This window comes from Nostoc sp. 'Peltigera membranacea cyanobiont' 213 (assembly GCF_002245975.1).
Classification (GTDB): domain Bacteria; phylum Cyanobacteriota; class Cyanobacteriia; order Cyanobacteriales; family Nostocaceae; genus Nostoc.
The window spans coordinates 17322-35771 of record NZ_NOLI01000084.1 but is presented as its reverse complement, the minus strand read 5'-3'; the positions used below and the strand labels follow the sequence as shown (position 1 = coordinate 35771).

Annotated in this window: 17 protein-coding genes; 7 read left to right on the top strand and 10 right to left on the bottom strand. The window is 43.3% G+C overall.

Translation table 11 applies throughout. The features are described from left to right. The first annotated feature begins 401 nt into the window (after positions 1 to 401). Positions 402 to 779, top strand: coding sequence for a DUF6632 domain-containing protein (locus CDG77_RS21310; RefSeq protein ID WP_094331320.1), 378 nt, complete (start codon positions 402 to 404; stop codon positions 777 to 779). Positions 780 to 844: 65 nt separating this feature from the next. On the opposite strand, the gene CDG77_RS21305 is transcribed toward CDG77_RS21310, so the two are convergent. Further along, the gene (locus CDG77_RS21305) at positions 845 to 1117 is read right to left on the bottom strand and encodes a hypothetical protein (protein WP_094331319.1); all 273 of its coding nucleotides are present in this window, start codon (positions 1115 to 1117) and stop codon (positions 845 to 847) included. A gap of 50 nt (positions 1118 to 1167) precedes the next feature. Further along, on the bottom strand, positions 1168 to 1983 hold the full coding sequence (locus CDG77_RS21300; RefSeq protein ID WP_094331318.1) for a class I SAM-dependent methyltransferase: 816 nt from the start codon (positions 1981 to 1983) through the stop codon (positions 1168 to 1170). A gap of 157 nt (positions 1984 to 2140) precedes the next feature. Here CDG77_RS21300 and CDG77_RS21295 point away from each other — a divergent pair, with 157 nt between their 5' ends. From CDG77_RS21295 to CDG77_RS21280, 4 genes are all read left to right on the top strand, one after another. Then, on the top strand, positions 2141 to 3211 hold the full coding sequence (locus CDG77_RS21295; RefSeq protein WP_094331317.1) for an aldo/keto reductase: 1071 nt from the start codon (positions 2141 to 2143) through the stop codon (positions 3209 to 3211). A 108-nt stretch (positions 3212 to 3319) separates the two neighbouring features. Beyond that, positions 3320 to 4477: an XdhC family protein gene (locus CDG77_RS21290; RefSeq protein WP_094331316.1), complete on the top strand. Its 1158-nt coding sequence runs from the start codon at positions 3320 to 3322 to the stop codon at positions 4475 to 4477. 9 nt (positions 4478 to 4486) lie between these two features. Next, a complete protein-coding gene (locus tag CDG77_RS21285; protein WP_094331315.1) occupies positions 4487 to 5125 on the top strand; it encodes a nucleotidyltransferase family protein in 639 nt (212 codons plus the stop codon). A 122-nt stretch (positions 5126 to 5247) separates the two neighbouring features. Beyond that, positions 5248 to 7590, top strand: a complete 2343-nt coding sequence (locus tag CDG77_RS21280; RefSeq protein ID WP_094331314.1) for a glycoside hydrolase family 31 protein — start codon at positions 5248 to 5250, stop codon at positions 7588 to 7590. A 282-nt stretch (positions 7591 to 7872) separates the two neighbouring features. Here the strand turns inward: CDG77_RS21280 and leuS are convergent, their stop codons facing one another. Further along, positions 7873 to 10491, bottom strand: a complete 2619-nt coding sequence (gene leuS / locus CDG77_RS21275) for a leucine--tRNA ligase (RefSeq protein WP_094331313.1) — start codon at positions 10489 to 10491, stop codon at positions 7873 to 7875. Positions 10492 to 10656: 165 nt separating this feature from the next. On the opposite strand from leuS, the gene CDG77_RS21270 reads away from it, so the two are divergent. Then, positions 10657 to 11112: a gamma-glutamylcyclotransferase family protein gene (locus CDG77_RS21270; RefSeq protein ID WP_094331312.1), complete on the top strand. Its 456-nt coding sequence runs from the start codon at positions 10657 to 10659 to the stop codon at positions 11110 to 11112. Positions 11113 to 11128: 16 nt separating this feature from the next. On the opposite strand, the gene CDG77_RS21265 is transcribed toward CDG77_RS21270, so the two are convergent. The 4 genes from CDG77_RS21265 to CDG77_RS36695 all read right to left on the bottom strand — a co-directional run bounded on the left by CDG77_RS21265 (position 11129) and on the right by CDG77_RS36695 (position 13284). Continuing rightward, the gene (locus CDG77_RS21265; protein WP_094331311.1) at positions 11129 to 11746 is read right to left on the bottom strand and encodes an anti-sigma factor family protein; all 618 of its coding nucleotides are present in this window, start codon (positions 11744 to 11746) and stop codon (positions 11129 to 11131) included. A 156-nt stretch (positions 11747 to 11902) separates the two neighbouring features. Then, positions 11903 to 12559 (bottom strand): sigma-70 family RNA polymerase sigma factor, encoded by a 657-nt coding sequence (locus tag CDG77_RS21260; protein ID WP_094331310.1) that lies wholly within the window; start codon positions 12557 to 12559, stop codon positions 11903 to 11905. A gap of 368 nt (positions 12560 to 12927) precedes the next feature. Then, positions 12928 to 13080, bottom strand: coding sequence for a hypothetical protein (locus CDG77_RS36700; RefSeq protein ID WP_223269908.1), 153 nt, complete (start codon positions 13078 to 13080; stop codon positions 12928 to 12930). 36 nt (positions 13081 to 13116) lie between these two features. Beyond that, positions 13117 to 13284 carry a hypothetical protein gene (locus CDG77_RS36695; protein WP_181154447.1) on the bottom strand — a complete coding sequence of 56 codons (168 nt, stop codon included), beginning with the start codon at positions 13282 to 13284 and terminating at the stop codon, positions 13117 to 13119. A gap of 47 nt (positions 13285 to 13331) precedes the next feature. Here CDG77_RS36695 and CDG77_RS21255 point away from each other — a divergent pair, with 47 nt between their 5' ends. Further along, positions 13332 to 14303, top strand: a complete 972-nt coding sequence (locus tag CDG77_RS21255) for a L,D-transpeptidase (protein ID WP_094331323.1) — start codon at positions 13332 to 13334, stop codon at positions 14301 to 14303. A 61-nt stretch (positions 14304 to 14364) separates the two neighbouring features. Here CDG77_RS21255 and CDG77_RS21250 read toward each other — a convergent pair whose 3' ends face one another. The 3 genes from CDG77_RS21250 to CDG77_RS21240 all read right to left on the bottom strand — a co-directional run bounded on the left by CDG77_RS21250 (position 14365) and on the right by CDG77_RS21240 (position 18416). Next, a complete protein-coding gene (locus tag CDG77_RS21250) occupies positions 14365 to 14904 on the bottom strand; it encodes a late competence development ComFB family protein (RefSeq protein ID WP_094331309.1) in 540 nt (179 codons plus the stop codon). 120 nt (positions 14905 to 15024) lie between these two features. Continuing rightward, positions 15025 to 15960 carry a M23 family metallopeptidase gene (locus tag CDG77_RS21245; protein ID WP_094331308.1) on the bottom strand — a complete coding sequence of 312 codons (936 nt, stop codon included), beginning with the start codon at positions 15958 to 15960 and terminating at the stop codon, positions 15025 to 15027. Between the two features lie 665 nt (positions 15961 to 16625). After that, positions 16626 to 18416, bottom strand: coding sequence for a pentapeptide repeat-containing protein (locus CDG77_RS21240; protein ID WP_094331322.1), 1791 nt, complete (start codon positions 18414 to 18416; stop codon positions 16626 to 16628). Positions 18417 to 18450: the final 34 nt, after the last annotated feature.

The following is an 18450-nucleotide window of genomic DNA, read 5'->3' as shown; positions in this document are numbered from 1 at the left end:
TGCCCGTCCTAATATTGGGGACGGGCAAGATGCCCATCCTACAAATGAATAATTTATTTCTTGGAAAGCCCTAATGCATTGACTTGCATTCATAATGCATTGACTTGCATTCATAATGCATTGACTTGCATTCATAACGCATCGACTTGCATTCATAACGCATCGACTTGCATTCATAACGCATTGACTTGCATTCATAACGCATCGACTTGCATTCATAACGCATCGACTTGCATTCATAACGCATCGACTTGCACTCACAGTTGAATCAGTTTTAAACTACAAAGAGCATTAAAATTTTTAACACTCCAAAGCTGAAGTATCACTAGTGGGAATACAATCAGAAGATTATCCAGTTTTGTTAATAGAGACTGCACTAGAAAATAGCGGAGGTTAAAACAATGGATGGGCGCGATCGGTACTTACGAATCGCTCTAGTTTTTTTTGGAATAGCTTTTTTACTTATCTATCCGCTAACTCAGGTCTGGGCATCGGGCTGGTTATGGCAACCAGGTCAGCACGAATACGAACAGATGATCGCTGGTGTTTATGCGACGCTTGGTGTCTTTTTGCTGTTGGCTTCAAGGCAACCAGAAGCTTACCTCAGTTTAATCTGGTTCACCGTCTGGTCAAGTTTAGTCCACGGGCTAATTATGGCGGTACATACAGTAATTGACCCTGTTGAACATGGACACCTGTTTGGTGATATTCCAGCATTGTTCTTGGTAGCAATTGTCCTGGGCTTTTTAGCGCCTCGCAAAGTGGTGTCAAGTACGTGAATGGGCATGGAATTCGATCAAAAAGCAGCTTCAAACAACACCTACCGAAGGCGCGATCGCATCTCTCATAAACTGCAACGCGAATAATGCAGCAACGACAACGGCATATTTAAACGGACACGGATTGTCTCATCAGGCGCAACAGTCAATGCACCACGATCTGGAGCAAGCGCATCAACAGAGTCGCGGATTTGAAGTGTAATTTCTACAATTGCGATCGGCAGCCTTTTTGCTGTGGCAGCAAGCTTATGGCGATTATAATGTAACTCTCGAATTCTTAAAAATGAGTTAAACGACCAAATTGAGCGGCGATCGACTAAGTGTAACGCTAGACGCAAAAACTTTGCACGTCCGCTCCAATGACTTGTTCTGCTGCGTCATTACCAGCTTATCCATTTTTTCGGGCAACATGAACAGCAGAAAGAAACGAGAGGTCTACACTGTCTCCAAAGTTACTCAGCTTTTCCCGCAATCCTGTAAATAGCAACTCCTTTGCCTTTGGCTCTAGTCTCCTAAAGGTACTTAATAGCTTAAGGTAGTCATCAATGCTGTACGTAACCTCACACGCGATTTGCTCAGTCACCAACTCCTTAAAATAACCAGAGTCTAGAATGTCTTGTTCAAACCCTCTCAAAATTTCCGCTTGAGTTTCCGCACCTTCATACCGCACAAGTGAGGGAACATAGGCTTGATACACTTCCTCGATCGCTTGGTAAACTTCGTATTTCGGTTCAGGGGTCAGATTCCATATCAGGATGAGAAACCCGTTGTCGTGTAATGCCGTCGCTGCCTTGGCATACCGAATCTCTGACGGTATCCAGTGAAAGGCATTAGCAGATAGAACGGCATTGAACTGTTTTGCTTCCACTTCCCACTCCTCAAATGAGGTGTTCTGGATTACAACGTTTGGATAGGTTGCACAGTTGCGTTGTGCCAAATGACAAAAATCCTGGTTTGGCTCAAGACACGTCATTGGAAAACCAAATTGAGCAAAAGCTACCGTTGCATTTCCTGGTCCACAACCGACCTCAAGAATCGATGCATCTGAGTCAAGTTGGGCTAAAACGACAGACCGCTCGATCAGTTTCTTTGGATATTGTGGTCTAGCGTTGTAATAGATATCAGCAACGGGAGAATACCAATTCCTTCGCTGTTCTAAATCTATAGAAGCTCTAGCATTTATTTCTTGTTTAGAGTCTTGCATAAGCTAGTTTTATCAATAAAGCAAGCTTAAACAAAAGGTAAGCATTGTGAATGCATCTTACGGGATAAGTTTCAAAACACACCTTAGTTAGATTCTCTGTGCCACATAGCCGTGATACTATTCGGCTCATTCCTGTTGTTGCTTGTAGGAGACAATTATGGAAATCAGTAGACGCAGCTTATTAAAAACTGCTTCCGCTTCGGGATTAGTAGCAGCAGGACTTGCAGTTTCGGAAGGATTTTTGCAGCCGCTTCTTGCCCAAACAGAACCAATTGATGAAAAGACTCAACTGTTAACTGAAAATTCAGCCACTCCAACTCGACGCGGCGAAATGTTGTATCGCAACCTTGGACGCACCGGAGAACAAGTATCTGTAATTGGTTTGGGTGGGTATCACATTGGAAGTATTAAAGAGGAGCAAGAAAGTATCAAGCTGATCCGCAGCGCCATCGATCGCGGCATCAACTTTATGGATAACTCTTGGGATTATCACAACGGACGTAGCCATCGGTGGATGGGAAATGCTCTGAAAAATGGTTATCGCGACAAAGTTTTCTTAATGACAAAAATTGATGGTCGCAGTAAAAGCGCTGCCAAAATGCAGATTGATGAATCGCTCAAAGATTTGCAAGTCGATCGCATTGATTTAATGCAGCATCATGAAATACTGCGCTTTGAAGACCCCGATCGCGTCTTTGCTCCTGGCGGCTCAATGGAAGCAGTTGTTGAGGCGCAGAAGGCGGGCAAAATTCGTTATATCGGCTTCACAGGACACAAAAATCCCCTGATTCATCTTCAGATGTTAGAAACTGCCACACAAAATGGTTTTCGCTTTGACACTGTACAGATGCCTTTAAATGTAATGGATGCCCATTTTAGAAGTTTTGAACAGCAGGTTTTACCTGTGTTAGTCAAAAATAATATTGGCGTGCTGGGAATGAAATCAATCGGTGAGTCTTACATTCTTAGAAGCAATACTGTCAGTGCGATTGAGTGCCTACATTATGCAATGAATTTGCCAACGTCAGTTGTAATTACGGGCATTGATAGCATGGAAATTTTAGACCAGGCGTTTGAGGCAGTTCGCACCTTTGAGCCAATGGATCGCGCACGAGTTACAGCACTGTTAGCGCGTACCCGTGAGGCAGCAGCTAAAGGGCAATATGAACGATATAAGACCACAAACCAAAATGATAGTACAGCAACGAATCCAGCTTATCTTGGGTAAATATTAATACTATATTTAAGCGTTTGTTTATGTAAACAGTATGAAGGTGCAACTCCAACCAGCACTCCGTAAGTCCCAAATTTCATCATTCAGGAACCAGAATGTCTAATGAACGAATTACAAGCAATCTTAGAAGGCTTTGAGTCCAGTCAAAAAAGTGGTGAAATTAATTTTCTTGCCACTGTAGTTAAAACTCAAGGTTCAACTTATCGCCGACCGGGTGCCAAAATGTTGATGACAGATACAGGTCGGATTATTGGCACAATCAGCGCTGGTTGCTTGGAGAACGACGTATTTGAGTATACAAAACAACGAATGTCGGACGGGAAACCAATTGTTGTTACTTACGATAGCACTGCCTCTGAAGATATTCTTTGGGGCTTTGGTTTGGGGTGTAATGGGATAGTGCAAGTTCTCATCGAACGGCTGGAGACAGAAAGTAGACTCAATGCGATCGCTTTTACGCAAGAGTGTTTTCATCAAAAACATTTGGGTATTATTGCTACAGTCTTTGCCTTTGAAGGCGGGGTAGATATGAAACTTGGGTCGCGCTTATTGCTGTATCCAAATGGTAAAATTCTCACTGATATTAAAGATCCAAATTTAATTAAATCTCTGAGTGCAGATACTCAAGCAGCCCTTGCAAATCAAAAGTCAAGTGTAAAAAACTATCAATTACCTTTAGGCAGTGCAGAAGTTTTCATCGAAGTCATCCAACCGCCTACACCATTAGTAATATTTGGTGCAGGTTATGACGCTGTACCCGTAGCCCAGTTTGCTCAAGCATTAGGTTGGGAAGTTACTGTCGTCGATTGTCGAGCTAATGAGGCAACTAAAGTGCGATTCTCTCCGCCTTGTAATGTGATTCTTAGCAATCGAGATATTCTACATAAACAAGTTTTGATAACCGATCGCACAGTGGCTGTAGTAATGACTCATAATTATCTTGACGATCTAGAAATTTTAAAGATAATACTACCATCTCCTGCACGCTACATTGGCATTTTAGGGCCAAAGCATCGCACAGAAAGATTGCTTCAAGATTTATCGACAGAAAAAATAGTTACTACTAGCGAACAATTAAATAGATTGTATAGTCCTATTGGTATTGATATCGGCGCAGATACACCCGAAGAAATAGCGATCGCTATCATTGCAGAAATTCAAGCAGTGCTAACAAACCGCAAGAGTAATTTTTTAAAGAATCGGAATCAACCAATTCATCAAAATTATCAAAGTAACTTAAATCTCTTATTAGCGACATAGTATTTATCTATGGTATCGACCACTGAGCAAAAAGAAACTGAAACATCAAGTATCGCTATTATTATTCTTGCGGCGGGTGCATCTACCCGTATGGGCACACCAAAACAACTCTTGCTTTATCAGGGACGGAGTTTTGTACATCACATCACAGAAATTGCGATCGCTTCAGTTTGTCAACCTGTGGTAGTAGTACTTGGAGCAAATGCAGAACAGATTTGTCCCCAAATTAAGCAACTTCCCATTAAAGTAGTTAAAAACCTGGATTGGGCTTGTGGAATGAGTGCTTCCATCAAAAGCGGTCTGGAATTATTAAATAATCTTCCACAAAAAATCGAAGCAGTAGTTATTACACTTTGCGACCAGCTATTTATTTCTCCTCAACTTATCGATCGACTTGTTGATGCGTATTATTCGAGTAAAAAACCAATCATTGCTTGCGAATATGGGGAGACATTAGGTGTACCTGCTCTATTTAGTCAGAGATTTTTTTCAGAGCTTGCTACTTTGAAAGAGACTTCAGGAGCAAAAAAAGTTATTAATAATAATCTGGATGAAGTGTTTTCTATTCCGTTTCCTTTAGGGAGTATCGATATTGATACACCAAAAGATTACGAACAATTGCTATTAATGACCACAGGAAGTCCCTAAGTTAAGGAAATATCCCATCCAAAGTAAAGTTAGATATATGCTATGCCTAAAGATACACGCTTTTTGGTAGTAATTTATGTGAATCTCAATTGGGGAAAGTCGTTATCTTTGAATTAGGGATTATGCCACAATACTTTGGACAACTGCACACAACCGAAGCGCCTTGGTCAATTCTTGGGGCAGTACAAGCAATACAACAAAATGAGCGCCATATCCTCTTGCAGTGCGGTGGCCCCTGTCTAACAGTTAGTGTGCTAGCAGCAAACTTAATTCGGGTACGGATGACCCCAAGTGGTGAATTTCTCTCCAGGCGATCGTGGGCGGTAACACAAGCGGATGAAGAATGGCCTGCTGTGCCCTTTGAACTGCGAGAAAAAGCAGAGACTATAGAAATTGAAACTGAGCAATTGTGTATTGTCGTGTCCCGCAATCCTTGTCGTATCCAGTTCTTTGACTCAGCAGGACAGCCCTTTGCTCGCGATGCAGACTTAGGCATGGGGTGGCGGACTGGTGCTGTTGCTGGCTGGAAACAGATTGAATCTGACGAACATTTCTATGGTTTTGGCGAACCTACTGGTTTACTAGATCAGCGATCGAAAGTCAAAACCAACTGGGCATCAGATGCGATCGATTACGGCATCATGACAGACAGTATGTATCAGGCGATTCCTTTTTTCATCGCCTTGCGTCCTGGGTTGGGGTACGGGCTTTTTTTTAATACTACTTATTGGAGCCGATTTGATCTGGGCGCACAACAGCCTGGAGTCTGGCAAATGGAGACTGAGGGGAATGAACTAGATTACTACATTATTTATGGGCCGGAACCTGCAAAAATTATCCAGACTTACACCCAGCTAACCGGGCGGATGCCTTTGCCACCTCGATGGTCATTAGGTTATCACCAATGTCGCTGGAGTTACGAGTCACAAGATATAGTACGCAAACTAGCTGATGAATTTCGTCAGCGTCGTATTCCCTGTGATGTTATTCATTTAGATATTGACTATATGAATAGCTATAGGGTTTTTACCTGGAGTCCCAAGCGATTTGCTGACCCTCAAAAATTAATCCAAAATCTGAAACAAGATGGATTTAAAGTAGTGACGATTGTCGATCCGGGAGTCAAATACGAGCCAGAAGCAGATTACAAAGTCTTTGACGAAGGATTAAAAAACAACTATTTTATCAGAAAAACTAATGGTCAGTTATTTCACGGCTATGTTTGGCCAGACAAAGCTGTTTTTCCAGATTACCTAAATCCTGAAGTTAGAGATTGGTGGGGAAATTGGCAAAACAGTCTAACTGATATTGGTGTTGCCGGTATCTGGAATGATATGAATGAACCCGCCCTTGATGACCGTCCATTCGGCGACCCCGGTAACAAAATTTCCTTTCCTCTCGATACACCCCAAGGGCCAACTGACGAGATAACCACCCACAAGGAAACCCACAATCTTTATGGGCTAATGATGGCACAGGCATCTTATCAAGGAGCTAAAATATCTCGTCCAACTGAACGTTCTTTTGTATTAACACGCTCTGGATATGCTGGCATTCAACGCTGGTCAGCTATATGGACAGGAGACAATCAATCTCTGTGGGAACACTTAGAAATGTCCATACCAATGCTGTGTAACCTGGGTTTATCGGGTGTTGCCTTTGTCGGAAGTGATATTGGGGGGTTTGCCGGGAATGCTACGGCAGAACTATTTGCGCGTTGGATGCAACTAGGAATGCTTTATCCCCTGATGCGTGGACATTCAGCATTAACTACTGCACAGCATGAGCCTTGGGTATTTGGCGATCGCATTGAAAAAATCTGCCGCGAGTATATTGAACTCCGTTATCAATTACTACCTTACATTTACACTCTTTTTTGGTTGGCTGCAACCACTGGCGCACCAATTCTTCGCCCACTTCTCTATCATTTCCCCAACGATCCAAAGACCTTTTCTCTCGCCGATCAAGTAATGCTTGGCCCCTCCTTACTAGCAGCACCAATTTACCGTCCCGGTGTTGAACATCGTGCCGTCTATTTGCCGGAAGGTTGTTGGTTTGATTGGTGGAGTGGGGAGGAATTTACAGGGCCAACTCACATTCTTGCTTATGCACCATTGGAGAAAATGCCGTTATATGTTCGTGCTGGCTCGATTATTGCGATCGCACCAGTAATGCAATATGTCGATGAACATCCCATAAACCAAATGCGGCTGCGAGTCTGGAAAGGCGTTGGTGAGTTTACTCTTTATGAAGATGATGGTCATACTTTTGAGTACCAAACAGGAGCCTTTTGCACCAGAACTTACCGCGTTTATTCTGAGCAGCAAACAACCATTGTTGAGATTGCAGCCAAACAAGGCGAGTTTTCACCTGTAACCCGTGAAACCATTGTGGAACTAGTCGGCGTTGGTGAACAGAGTTTTCTTGATGATGGTACTGCCCATCGCTTGGAATTTTCTACTTAGGCAGCACTTTTTTCAAGCGATCGCACCTGCGTAATCGAGAAGGAAAATCACATAAAATCACTATTGTCAATGAGTCAAAATACTTAAATAATTCTTATTCAATAAGAATTATTTAAGTCATACCAATTTGAAAAAAGAATCCGACAAACAGACCATTTGTAGAGACGCGATTCATCGCGTCTTTAACCAATGATGTGTTGCAATCATCAATATTCTTTTTTGATAAAATCGGATGTGAAAAATAGGTAAGCGATAATAGCCTCTTTTTCACATCCGATGATCTTAGCTGACTACAAAATTTACCAACTTTCCAGGCACAACAATTACCTTTTTAATCTCTTTGCCTTCGATGTAACGCTGGGCAATTTCTGATTCACGGGCGTATTTCTCCAACGCTGCTTTATCTGCTTGTGCTGGTACTTGAATCGCACCGCGAGTTTTGCCCATAACTTGAATCACTAAAGTTATTTCATCAGCTACCAAAGCCACAGGGTCAAACGATGGCCAAGTTTGAGTGTGAACTGAATCACTTTCACCCAACAAATGCCACAATTCATCAGCAATGTGTGGTGCAAAGGGTGCAAGTAACATTACCAAAGTCCGAATACCTTCTGCATAAATTGGTGAATTTTTACCGTCAGCATCAGTTAAGGCATTACTCAACTTCATCAATTCGGAAATAGCTGTGTTGAATTGATATTCGTCTTCCAAATCTTCTGTCACCGCTTGAATAGCCGTGTGAATCGCCCGCCGCAATTCCTTTTCTGTCTTAGTTAAATCAGACAGTTGGGCTTTTTTGCGGGATACCCCAGTAGCAACATAATCTGTCACCAAACGCCAAACCCGATTTAAAAAGCGGGATTGACCTTCTACATCGGCTTCATCCCATTCCAAATCTTTTTCTGGCGGCGCTTTGAACAAAATGAACATCCGTGCAGTGTCTACACCGTATTTAGAAATTACATCTTCTGGTGCTACACCGTTGCCCTTTGATTTAGACATCGTGGCATAAACAAGTTGCAGTGCTTCACCTGTTTTAGGATCTCGTGGATCGGCTGGATCTACAAGATTAAAGGGAACCCACTTATCTTTACCACCCTTATTGGGATTTGTGTAAGTTAAACCCTGCACCATACCTTGAGTTAACAGACGTTGGAAGGGTTCATCAAAGTTCAGTAACCCTCTGTCCCGCAGAACCTTAGTGACGAATCGCGAATACAACAAATGTAAAATCGCGTGTTCAATCCCACCTACATACTGATTCACTGGCATCCAGTCGTTGACTTTACTGGAATCGAAAACCTGTTGTTCATTTTTAGCGTCAGGGAAGCGCAAGAAATACCACGAGGAATCAATAAAAGTGTCCATCGTGTCAGTTTCACGCTTCGCCGGAGTGCCGCAAGTTGGACAAGGCACATTTACCCAGCTTTCTAATTGAGTTAAAGGTGAACCGCCGCGTCCAGTAAATTCCACCTCTTCTGGCAACTGGACTGGCAAATCTTTGTCAGGTACTGGCACTATTCCACAGTTGGGACAGTGAATTACAGGTATTGGTGCGCCCCAATAACGCTGCCGGGAAATTAACCAATCCCGCAAGCGATATTGCACCCGCACTTTACCAAAACCTTGTTTTTCGGCGTGTTCAATTATCGCTTGTTTAGCATCTGCGGAAGCCATACCAGTAAAAGCCCCAGAATTAATTAAAATTCCTGGTTCAGTGTATGCCTGTTTATAGTCAACTTGGATGAGTTGTGATTCATCAATTTCTGATGCTGGAGTTAAGTCGAAACCTGCGACATCATCTGGGGAAGCAATAACAAAATCAACTGGTAAATTGTAATTTTTGGCAAACTTAAAATCGCGGACATCGTGGGCTGGTACACCCATCACGGCTCCAGTACCATACTCATACAGTACATAGTCAGCAATCCAAATCGGCACTTCTTCCCCTGTAAATGGGTTAATTGCCTTACCACCTGTGGGGATACCCCGCTTAGGTTTGTCTTCAGAAGTACGTTCCAACTCACTTTGATTGGAAACCTCTTTAATAAAGACTTCTACCACCGCTTGTTGTTCTTTTGTAGTGACACGTTTTGTTAAGGGATGTTCTGGTGCTAATACTAAGTAGCTGACACCATAAACGGTATCTGGGCGCGTAGTATACACGGCGATTTTTTCATCTATCCCAATAATGGGAAATTCTAAATAAGCGCCTGTGGATTTACCAATCCAGTTTGCCTGCATCAATTTGACTCGTTCCGGCCAACCTGTCAACTTCTCCAAGTCATTGAGCAATTCTTCGGCGTAGTCGGTAATCTTAAAAAACCACTGCCGCAACAATTTGCGCTCAACTATTGCACCACTGCGCCAAGAACGCCCTTCGTTATCAACTTGCTCATTTGCCAATACAGTTTGGTCAATAGGGTCCCAGTTTACGGCTGCTTCTTTTTGGTAAGCTAACCCTGCTTGCAAAAACTGCAAGAAAATCCATTGCGTCCACTTGTAATAATCTGGCGAACAGGTAGCAAGTTCACATTCCCAATCAATGGATAAACCAAGACGCTGCAATTGCTGCCGCATCTGGGCAATATTCTGATAAGTCCACTTTGCTGGCGGTACACCACGGTCAATGGCGGCGTTTTCTGCTGGCAAGCCAAAGGCATCCCAACCCATTGGGTGTATTACCCGATACCCTTGCATTCGCTTGAGACGGGCAATCACGTCGCTAATCGTATAATTACGGACGTGACCCATGTGTAGGCTGCCCGATGGATAAGGGAACATGGATAAAGCGTAGAATTTTGGCTTGTTGCTAGCTGAAGGTGTCTTATCTAAGCCAAGTTCTACCCATGTTTTCTGCCATTTTTCCTCAATCGCTGCTGGGTTATATCGGGAATCCACCAAAAATTCTCCTACTGGGTCTATCTATGAACACAAAAGCAAGTTAACCTATATTGTAGGTCAACTACTCATAGATAGATTTATTTATATAATTGAGCATCAGTCTGATTATGCCTGAACTGCTAGTGTTTCAGTTATAGCAATAGTCATTTGATGAAGGTTTAAATGGTTGAATCAAATATAAAATTTTCTGATTTGGTGCGAGTTTTTGTCTACGGCACACTCAAACCAGGTGAAGCTAACTATAAAAAATACTGTGGTGACAAAGTAGTTGATGTCAAGAAAGCTTTTGTAGAAGGTAAATTGTTTGCTCTGCCAATGGGCTACCCAGCAATGACCCTAGGGGATAGCAAAGTTTATGGATACTTAATTTCTTTTTCTAACCCAATAATTTTAAATCAGCTAGATGTGCTAGAAAATTACCAGCCCACTAGACAAGCGCCAGAAAACCTCTATAACCGACAAATTATCGAGGTTTATGAGCTACAGTCGCTCTCTCTGGGTTGGGCTTGGGTTTATTTAATGACTCTAGAGCAAATTGACCAATTCGGGGGCTTCCTCCAACCTGACGGCTGGTGGAGTGGCTGTGGTTTAACCGCAAAGTCCAGTTATGAACTGTGACTTATTAACTCTGCGATTAGTTTATGTCCTGTTTGGAGTCGTGCCGTTGTGGCTGTACCGGATAAATTGGATTTTCTGGAGAAGCTACAGCTGCTTTCGGAATTTCAATTACCGGGTTATTTAGTCCCACCATCAGAGGGGAGGGTGGAATTATAGACGCTGCTGAGGACGTTTGGATCGGTTCTTTTTCTGGTCGTTGCGCCAGTTGCGGCAGACTCGAACCACCAGATACTAAGCTAGATACTGCACCGATTACACAAGCAGCAACGGCTGCGCTTCCCGCTAACCAGTTGAACCGGGAGCGGCGGCGCAAGCGTGTCAATACTTGCTGAACTGTTGCTTCTGTTGACTCTGGGGCTGTGGGGACTGGGAGAGTCCGCAAGCCTTGGCGCAGCTTTAACAGTCGGGCATACAAGCATTGAACTGAGGCATCATTTGCCAGCCATTCTTCTACTTGCCTGCGTTCAGAGGCTGTGACTTCACCATCGAGGTAAGCACTCAATAACTCGAAGCGATCGCGCTTCACTATATCCATAAGACCCGTTGATTCATTGGTATGCTTGGCCATCCCATCTGACAAATCTTGAGGAAGTTGCAAAGGAGAACGGTCGTAAAACTGAGAATCAGTTGTCATCTTAACATTATTAACAATTCAGACACGGGTAAAATAGGCAGGAATTTCGGGAAATTAGCCATTTTTCCTTCTCAGGGCGGAATCGATCTGCGTCTTTCTGGTAATTCTTAATGTATGCTTAAATTCTGCCATTCGGCAGAGGCAATATACTGTAAATTAGGAGTCTAGATAATTCTGCAAGTGAGCTTGCAGTCTCGATCTAGCTCTGGCTATTCTTGACTTCACAGTTCCTAAAGAAACCCCAGTGATTTCAGCAATTTCTTCATAAGCCATGCCTTCGATTTCTCTCAGGACAATGGTAGTACGAAAAACTTCTGGTAAATCCGCGATCGCTTCCCGCAATTGCTCGTAAAATTCTCTAGTTGTCAGTTCTTCTTCAGGCCCGGGAGTATCGCCGGCGATTTCCCAATCCATCTCGCCGTCCTCTACCGAGCGGGGAGCATCCAGTGACAAAGGACTAACAACCCGCTTGCGTTTCCGCAACTCATCGTAAAACAAGTTGGTGGCAATGCGGCTTAACCAGCCCCGAAATTTAGCAGGCTCTTGTAATCGGTTAATATTCCGATACACGCGAATCCAAACTTCTTGAGCTAAATCGGCTCTGTCAGCCCAATCTGGAGCTAGGTGGTATAGAACTCTATCAACTTGACTTTGATAGCGGCGTAGTAGCTCTGAAAACGCAACACGATCTGGTCGCAGTCCCACTTGACAGCGCAAAATTAAATCGTGGTTAGGGAGTTTGTCAACTTGCACTGATGCTTCTGGACACTTTGCATCAACCGTTGACCAGGATACAGTAATCGACTGACTCATAGATCGTACTGGCTCTAAATCATCCCTATCTATTAGACATGCTAATGGGATAGAAGTTCCATACTAAGGTGACGGATTTATTACTGGAACACGGAGGCAGACAATTTTGGATACATTTATAGCAATAAAGTGAGCCACTTTTTCCTTATACTGCTGGCATAGTTGCCCAAGACTTATCAGCTAACAAAGGGGCAGCATCATGCACATTTCAGTACTTTTAGCAACTGGGTATATACGCTTGATTAAAATAATTAAATCTGGTTATTAAGGATGAAGAGAAAAATTTTGTAATTCTAACTTCTTGATACCTTTTAAATTCAGGTAATAATTGCTGGGAGTTGGGTTGCTGCGGTTATTATAATGGTGATTTATTTCTTTGATTTTATCACCACAATAGTTGCCGATTGTTCTAGTTGTGACCCGTAGATAGCACCAGTGTTATGTTGCTCTGGTACGCGAACTTGAAAAAATAAATTAAGGGAAAATGTAATTGTGACTGCTAAAAATAGTTTTTCAAACATGGTTTTTCTCCCACCTACACCACTAATCATTGATTGCTATATTGCAAAAGTTCCAGCAGAAAGTCGGAGTAAAGGCTTACAACCCCCTTGGAGTTTTGCTGCTTGGGCAATTTCTATAGTCTTAGTTTGCCCAAAGGTGTTGGCAGATTTATAGCGGAAATGATAAGTATTGATAAATTTTTGATAATCGGATGATGAACCCATCCAATTGGTCGGCTGGATATGTCAGGGATAAATAATAGGCGATGGCAATGGTAAGAAACGAATCTGTAGGGCGGATGGTAATGTTGCTTTGTTTTGGCACAGCATTTTTATCTTTAGCTGTCCATTGGCGCATTACTACGGCGGTACGGCAGTCTGAGAAGTCTGCATCTACTTCGATGCGGCGAGATTCTACCCTAACCAATCCTAAGGGAAGCCGCTCAGAGGGAGTCTACAAGAATCTGTCACAAGTTAGTTTAGGGGAACTTGCGCTGGGTGCATCTGTGCCACCTAGTGAAGTTGCCCAAGGCTCAACTGTCCAGAGGGCGGTTAAACCAAAGTCCTCTGCTATTAAGCCTGGAACTAAGTCGAAAATAATTAAGAAAAATGTAGTGAAAGTAGCTGATAGACGCAGAATAGTTCGGAGGACACCTACACTCAGGTCTTCTGTTATTAAGCCTCAAACTCAGCCTCAAATCATTAAGAAGAATGTAGTAGCTACAACTGAACTACCAACTCAGACAAAGCTTGTGGCACAAGCAGAAAGACAAAATCCGGTAGCGGATAGCTGGCCAAAAGGTCTATGGTCTCAGGCTTCAGCCCAACAAATACCATCTGACAGCGTAGCAAATGCCACGACGCAAGTGGTAGTTGATTTAAGCGATCGCCGCACTTATGTATACGCAGGAGATGAAGTGATAGCCAGCTACCCAATCGCTGTAGGTAAGAAAGGTTGGGAAACGCCCACAGGTTCTTTTCAGGTGATCCACATGCGACATTATCCAATCTGGCGTCACCCGATCACGGGCAAGGTCTTTCAGGCTGGTACGGATAGCCCCTTGGGAGACAGATGGATTGGTTTCTGGTCAGATGGACGGAATGAAATTGGCTTTCATGGTACACCGGATATTGACCTGGTAGGAACGGCTGTATCCCACGGCTGCTTAAGAATGCGTAATTCTGATGTCCGAATGTTGTATGAGCAAGTCAGTATAGGGACAACAGTGTTAGTACGTAATTAAGAGTCATTAGTCATTAGTAATTGGTCTAAGACAAATGACTAATGACCAATGACCATTAAAATTATAATTTTTGCTCAAAATTAGGTGCGTATGTTTGGAGTAAGGCACTAACTTGGCGTACAACCTCATTGCCAGTGTTTTTGCCTAAAGCTTGCCGTTCGGGGAAGAAATTGGGTCGATCCAGATAACGGTTAATCGCCTCGCTTACTTGCTGAGAAATTAAGTCTTGTAGTTGTGCCAGGGCAGTTTGGCGCTGAAAGCTAGCACCTTCTTCTGTAGTAGCATACAAAGGTGGTAGCCGATTGAGGGCGTAAGCAGCAATATCGCCGACATCTAGAGAACTTTCGCTGGTGGCTTCAATTTCTGCAACTCGCGCGATCGCTTCTGTCAGTACCAATTCTTCCATAACGTTAATAAATTGTTTACGAGGTACCGCCACTACCTCACCAGTCAATAGCGCTCCCATAAGCCGATCCAGCGCCATATACTCTTCAATTGAGAGTTCCGAGGCGTTGTCACAGATTCTACCAACTTCTGCTTCCATTGCTGGTGTCAAATAACCATCCTGGAGAGCTTGTTCTACAATTTTTTCGATACTCATAACGCTTATCATCATTTATGTTGGTCAAGCAAGGTAGGGACGGTATCAATCCAATTTATTTTGCCTAATTATCAGCAAAAAAACACAAATTACGCACAGACGAGATCGATTCCGCCTCTACTAATTAACAACCTTAGTTCGCCAAGGTGTTGGATCGACAGATTGTCCGTTGACATACAGACCCCAGTGTAAATGTGGCCCCGTCGCAGCACCTGTTGAACCGACTGCGCCAATCAGTTGACCAGCTTTCACAAAATCACCTTCTTTAACGTTAATCCGACTCAGGTGCATGAAAATACTGGTTACTCCTTGACCGTGGTCAATGCCAACTACGTTACCGTGTATCCGAAACCCTTGGGATACCCTACCCACCAAAGCAACTCGTCCAGGGGCTGGGGCAATTACGGCTGAACCGGCAGCACCAGCGTAGTCAAGGCCACGATGATAGTAGTCCTTTGCAAATGTACCATTATAGTAGCGACGTACACCATAGTTTGTACTCATCCGCCCTGCATTTGGCTTCAGAAATACTCCATTCCAATATTTTTCTGGTGTTTGTAGTGCCTTGAAAGCTGCCACACGCTTAAGTTCATAAGTTGTAGCATCCACTCCGGCTTTGCCTGGTGGCAAAGTAATGCGTTGTACGGGGAACTGGCGATTAAGCACATTCACTGCCAAGTTTTGTACTTGACCCTCTCCCGCAACCCGAAGTGTTCTAGTTCCAGATTTTTCTAGCGGAGTAGTGGGAACTAAAGCCCGGTACTGATTGGGGGCAATTTTAAAGGCTGGGTATGTATTATTGCCATTCGCTACTGTTGGATTTGTCGCATTCTCTGGATTATCTAGATTAATCTCTACTGAGAGTGTATCCCCTAATTTAGGATTAGTTGGAGTCACCTTTACTTGTAAAGCATTTACAGGCAATGCCAAGGCGATCGGGAGAACAGCAAATATTCCCTTTAATACATTTATTGAACGGCGATTGGCTGTCAAACTTTTGATATCAAAACCGAGTAACTTCTGGTTTGAACTACTAGCGCTATTATCAATAATCATAGAGCTACAAAAATCCCTTGCTTGTGTTGGAAAATAGACTAGCTTATTTCTAGTAGTGTTTCCTGTTTTAAGGGACTTCCAAATAAAAAAATACTCAACTACTTCCTGTGGGGTGGGCAACATGAGCGCCTTTATATATGAGCGGACAGATGCCCACCCCACAAAATTGGGTAATTTATTTGTTGGAAGTCCCTAAGTAGATGTTGTTGAAAAGCATAAGTACTGGGAAGCGCTCCAAAGACTTATGGATAGCAGAGGGGAATGGGTAGGAAATAAAGCAGAATCATTTTTAACTGTAATTTAGTGAATTGGTATTAACTTTAATAATCAAGGTGTATTACATTGGCAATTATCTTAAAATTTAATTAGATTGATGGCAAAGACGCTTTTGTGGCTTGCCAGAGCGATCGTTTGTTAGACAACAAAAGAAACTCGTTTGGATTATAGCCATTACATAATAATACTTGAAGAAAATCTTGGAATCAACTGGACACTTGTTCAACTGGACACTCATGCTACACTGTTAATTTAAAATTGGTGTAAGTAAATCACGCAAACCAGATGATGAGTGCTGATTACTCAGTGCTTAAGAAGCCAAGTACTAATTTGCATAAGCCCGCAGATTAAGATACAAAGAGTCAGAATAAAGATACCTCCACATTCTCTCAATTCAATCCTAGTTCTTCTTTCAATGCCTCCGGCACATTAACAGCTGTCTCTAACCCGCGCACACCTTCCCATTGCTGCTTTTTACCCCATGTCATTTTTTCCATATTGGCATCGCTGAGGTCTGCACCACCAAGAATGGCATAGTTGAGGTTGCTGTTGCTGAGATTCGCACCATTGAGGATGGCACCACTGAGATTACTACCACTGAGGTTAGCACTGTTAAGGTTGGCATAGCTGAAGTCTGTACCGAAAAGGATAGCGTCGGTGAGGTCTGCACCACTGAGGTCGGCTTCGCTGAGAATAACCCCACTGAGGTCGGCTTCGTTGAGAGTTACCCGACTCAGGTCTACGCCACTGAGGTCTGCACCTAAGAACATTGCGCCGTTAAGTCTGGCGTTGTTAAGTTTAGCACCGTTAAGTTTGGCATAGCTGAGATCGGCAGCGATGAGGATGGCATTACTAAGGTTGGTACTGAAAAGTATTGTGTCACTGAGGTTAGTACCGTTGAGGATAGCGTGACTCAAATCAGCGCCACTGAGGTCAGCGCGGCAGAGGTCAGCATGGTTAAGGTTGACACTGCTGAGGTTGGCTTCGCTGAGATTCGCACCGAAAAGGATGGCATTACTGAGGTCAGCATGGCTAAGGTTAGTGCTGCTGAGGTCAGCGCGGTTGAGGTCGGCGCGGCTGAGGTCAGCATGGCTGAGGTTGGTGCTGCTAAGGTCGGCACGGTTGAGGTCGGCGCGGCTAAGGTTGGCACAGCTTAGGTTAGCACCACTAAGGTTAGTGCTACTTAGGTCGGCACCACTGAGGTTAGCACCACTGAGGTTGGCACCACTGAGGTTGGCATCACCGAGGTTGGCACCGCTAAGGTTGGCACCTATGAAATTGACCCCAGTTAAGTTGGCATCACCGAGATAAGCAAGGCTAAGGTCAGCACCGCTAAAGTCTGCCCCGGTGAGGTTGGCATCGCCCAAGTAAGCACTGCGAAAGTTACCGCCTTTGAGAAATTGCCCGACTATACTGCTAAAATTGCCAATTTCTAGGGCATCACTATAGTTTATGACCCGTAGCAGTTGGGATGTGAAAAAATTGTCTGTATCGGGTTGAGCGGATGGATAGAAGGTGATTTTTTGTTTGAGTTCATCTTGCCCTTGGGCATAGCGGTGTAACTCTAACAATAAAATCAGTACGTTCAGCCCTGTATATATGTCTACCTGTCTCAACCCGATCGCAATATTTTGTGCCGCTAGTTTTGCTCTTGTCTTCTGAGGTAGGTTATCATCTGGTGTCCCATCGATAAATTCTCCCTGACACCAGCGACGATAAAAATCTTCTAGCCGCCAGAAAAGTATTTCTGGACTAATTTTTTGATTAGCCACAATAAATTGGATTATTTGATTGACTATTTCTGGTTTCAGCGCTCCATTGCCCAGTAAATCATAAATCTCTTCATGCATCTGGCGATGTCTACAATGGAATACGCTTATGCCCCCTCTCAAGCAAAAATCCGATGGTAGGGTGTCCGATATGCGATCGCCTATCTTAGAAGTCAAATCGCTCCTTAGTATTGTCCATTTTTCTAAACTTTCTTGCAGTCTTTGAGACCATAAATCTTCCTGCAAATTATCTTGAGTAAATTTAACGCTTTTGTCTGGTTCTTTAATACTTTTTTCTAGAGGTAAAACTACTTCAGTTTCCACAGATGTCTTCTTTGGCATCTCTTGTAAACTTATATCCCTCACATAATTTCTCAGCAGTTGCCAGACTTGAGATAAATATGTTGACATTTCTGTGTCCGTTGTTACATTTAATTTACTGTTT

Coding starts and splice junctions, on each gene's coding strand:
- CDG77_RS21310 (WP_094331320.1), top strand. CDS start 402: ATGGATGGGCGCGATCGGTACTTACGAATCGCTCTAGTTTTTTTTGGA.
- CDG77_RS21300 (WP_094331318.1), bottom strand. CDS start 1,983: ATGCAAGACTCTAAACAAGAAATAAATGCTAGAGCTTCTATAGATTTA.
- CDG77_RS21295 (WP_094331317.1), top strand. CDS start 2,141: ATGGAAATCAGTAGACGCAGCTTATTAAAAACTGCTTCCGCTTCGGGA.
- CDG77_RS21290 (WP_094331316.1), top strand. CDS start 3,320: ATGAACGAATTACAAGCAATCTTAGAAGGCTTTGAGTCCAGTCAAAAA.
- CDG77_RS21285 (WP_094331315.1), top strand. CDS start 4,487: ATGGTATCGACCACTGAGCAAAAAGAAACTGAAACATCAAGTATCGCT.
- CDG77_RS21280 (WP_094331314.1), top strand. CDS start 5,248: ATGCCACAATACTTTGGACAACTGCACACAACCGAAGCGCCTTGGTCA.
- CDG77_RS21270 (WP_094331312.1), top strand. CDS start 10,657: ATGGTTGAATCAAATATAAAATTTTCTGATTTGGTGCGAGTTTTTGTC.
- CDG77_RS21265 (WP_094331311.1), bottom strand. CDS start 11,746: ATGACAACTGATTCTCAGTTTTACGACCGTTCTCCTTTGCAACTTCCT.
- CDG77_RS21260 (WP_094331310.1), bottom strand. CDS start 12,559: ATGAGTCAGTCGATTACTGTATCCTGGTCAACGGTTGATGCAAAGTGT.
- CDG77_RS36700 (WP_223269908.1), bottom strand. CDS start 13,080: ATGTTTGAAAAACTATTTTTAGCAGTCACAATTACATTTTCCCTTAAT.
- CDG77_RS36695 (WP_181154447.1), bottom strand. CDS start 13,284: ATGGGTTCATCATCCGATTATCAAAAATTTATCAATACTTATCATTTC.
- CDG77_RS21255 (WP_094331323.1), top strand. CDS start 13,332: ATGGTAAGAAACGAATCTGTAGGGCGGATGGTAATGTTGCTTTGTTTT.
- CDG77_RS21250 (WP_094331309.1), bottom strand. CDS start 14,904: ATGAGTATCGAAAAAATTGTAGAACAAGCTCTCCAGGATGGTTATTTG.
- CDG77_RS21245 (WP_094331308.1), bottom strand. CDS start 15,960: ATGATTATTGATAATAGCGCTAGTAGTTCAAACCAGAAGTTACTCGGT.
- CDG77_RS21240 (WP_094331322.1), bottom strand. CDS start 18,416: ATGTCAACATATTTATCTCAAGTCTGGCAACTGCTGAGAAATTATGTG.